The organism is uncultured Acetatifactor sp. (assembly GCF_948601915.1).
Classification (GTDB): Bacteria; Bacillota; Clostridia; order Lachnospirales; family Lachnospiraceae; genus Acetatifactor.
Genome location: NZ_CAPDXS010000257.1, coordinates 1 through 2,631 on the forward strand (window position 1 = coordinate 1; position 2,631 = coordinate 2,631).

A 2,631-nucleotide genomic window follows, 5' to 3' on the forward strand; every position below is an offset into this window, starting at 1 on the left:
CCGATCTGCGGCTGGAGGCGAAGATGACGAAGTACATGATCATCAGCTGCACCACCGCGGGGGTGCCCCGGATGACGGTGAGGTAGACCTTTGCCAGCGCGTTGAAGAAGCCCAGGAAAAACCGCCCCGGCCCCTGCATCTCGGTGTGGTTCTTGTCCCAGGACACCCGGATCAGGGAGATGACCACGCCCAGCGCCACGCCGATCAGCAAGGCCAGCAGGGTCAATAGCAGGGTGTTGCCCAGGCCCTTTATGTACATTTGGTAACGGTCGTCGAAGACGAAGCTCTTGTAAAAGTCATAGCCCAGGTCGCTTAACCACTCGGGGCCGTTCAGGATCCAGTCCGGGGCCTCCAGGGGCCAGGTCTGTGAAGCGGATGGTTTCATGGGTGCATCTCCTTTTCCTCGAGAACTGCGGACGATTCCTTCCTTGCGGGCAGTTCTTTGATGTGGGCATGCCTTCCGACTGCTGCAGAGGGCATGATGCTTCCTCTGTATGGGAAGACGGTCACGGAATGGTTCGTGGGGGAACATGGCGCTTTCGTGAAAAAATGTGGGACCCAGTTTCCTGAGTCCCGACAGGGAGCCGTACTGTCGCGGGGCCGGGGCCGCCGCCATATGTCTGCAGGCTCTCAGGTGGCGGTATCCGTTCTCCGGGAACGGGCGTCAGGTCTTATTCCGCGCTGATGTACTTGTCGATGATGCCCTGGATGGTGCCGTCGGCGATCAGCTCCTGCAGCGCGGCATTCACGGCATCGTACAGCGCCTTGTTGTCCTTGCTCATGGCAGCGGCGTAATCCTCGGTGACATACTCGGTCTCCAGGATCTTCAGCCCCTCCACCTCGGCCACGAAAGCCTTGGCGGGCTCGTTGTCGATGACCACGCAGTCCACCTTGCCGGTCTTCAGGGCCTGTACGGCCTCGGCGCCCTTGCTGTAGCGGTCGATGGTGCCAAGCCCCTCATCCTCGATATCATCGGTGGTATAGATGTCTCCCGTGGTGTTGCGCTGCACACCTACCACATGGTTCGCGCCCTCCGCAAAGAGGTCGTCCACGCTGGCGATGGCGCTGTCCTCGGTGACGATGACCACCTGCACGCCGGTGGCATAGCTGACGGTGAAGTCCACCTCTTCCTGACGATCAGGGGTGACGGTCATGCCGGCCAGTCCCAGATCGGCCTTGCCGCTCTTGACGGCCTCCGTGATGGAATCGAACTCCATGTCGTCGATCTGCAGCTCCAGGCCAAGCTTCCCGGCGATGGCCGCTGCGATTTCCGCATCGATGCCGGCAATCTCGCCGCCCTCCACGTACTCATAGGGCGGGAAGGCCGCATTGGTGGCCATGGTGAGCTTCCCCTCCACGGCGGTGGTAAAGCTCCCCGCCTCAGAAGCAGGGGGGGCGTCTGCGCCGCTCTCGCCGCCTGCCTCGCTCTCGCTGCTCTGGTCGGCCCCTGCGCTGTCCGCCTGGCTGCTCTCTTCGGCCTGGCTGCTTTCCTCCGCCTGGCTGCTCTCTTCGGCCTGGCTGCTCTCCTCGGCTTGGCTGCTCTCTTCGGCCTGGCTGCTCTCCTTCGGCTCGCTGCCGCAGCCGGCCATGGACAGTACCATGGCGGAGGCCAGTAATAACGCAATCCATTTCTTCATAATAAATATCCTCCCGATATGTATTCATCGGCCCCCTGGATGGAGCCAATGGACAGATACTAGCACTTTATGCATAAAATGTCAATGGATTCCGTAAAAAAATAAGGAATAAATAAAATTGGATGAATATAGCATGGGATTATGCATGGATAAATGCATAAAAATGTGGACAGACCATCCGCCGGGCCAGGCTTGCCGGGGGGATTTACGGGTTGAATTGCAGGTCGGATCATGCTATGCTTTATAATAAACAGACATAGTTCAGATACATATTTATATTCACATCCGGCCCGTGGCATCGCCGCAGACCCGGGCCGAAATGAAGGAGGAAAACAAAATGAGAGTAATCATGTTTGACATCGACACCCTGCGGGCAGACCATATGGGCTGCTATGGCTATGGCAGGAACACCACGCCGGTGATCGACTCCATAGCGCAGGAGGGAGTGCGGTTCGATGACTATTACTGCCCCAACGCTCCCTGCCTGCCCTCCCGGGCATCCATGATCAGCGGACAGTACGGCATCCACAACGGCATCGTGGGGCATGGCGGAACCGCGGCGGACATGCGCCTGCAGGGCAGGAGCAGGAGCTTTACGGACGAGCTCTCAGAGAACGGCCTGTTCATGCAGTTCCGCAGGGCGGGGATGCACACGGTATCCTTCTCCACCTTTGCGGAGCGCCACAGCGCCTGGTGGTTCAACGCGGGCTTCAACGAGTGCGTCAATGTGGGCAGGAGGGGCGGCGAATCGGCGGAGATGGTGACGCCCAAGGTGCTGGAATGGCTGGAGCGCAACGGGAAAGAGGACAATTGGATGATGCATGTGCACTACTGGGATCCCCATACGCCCTACCGCACGCCTCTGGATTATGAGAACAGCTTTGAGGGCACGCCCATGCCGGACGACTGGATCACGGAGGAAATTTTCCAGGAGCATCTGCTTCATATCGGGCCCCAAGATCGGAAGAGCACACGTCTGAACTCCAGTCACCAG

At 59.2% G+C, this 2,631-nt stretch carries 1 protein-coding gene and 1 pseudogene; both read right to left on the reverse strand.

What is annotated here, in order from left to right; genetic code table 11:
• Nucleotides 1-385: pseudogene (locus tag Q2B33_RS23750) on the reverse strand (hypothetical protein); the annotation flags it as partial.
• Between the two features lie 286 nt (nucleotides 386-671).
• Nucleotides 672-1,640 (reverse strand): ABC transporter substrate-binding protein, encoded by a 969-nt coding sequence (locus tag Q2B33_RS23755; protein ID WP_300784685.1) that lies wholly within the window; start codon nucleotides 1,638-1,640, stop codon nucleotides 672-674.
• Nucleotides 1,641-2,631: the final 991 nt, after the last annotated feature.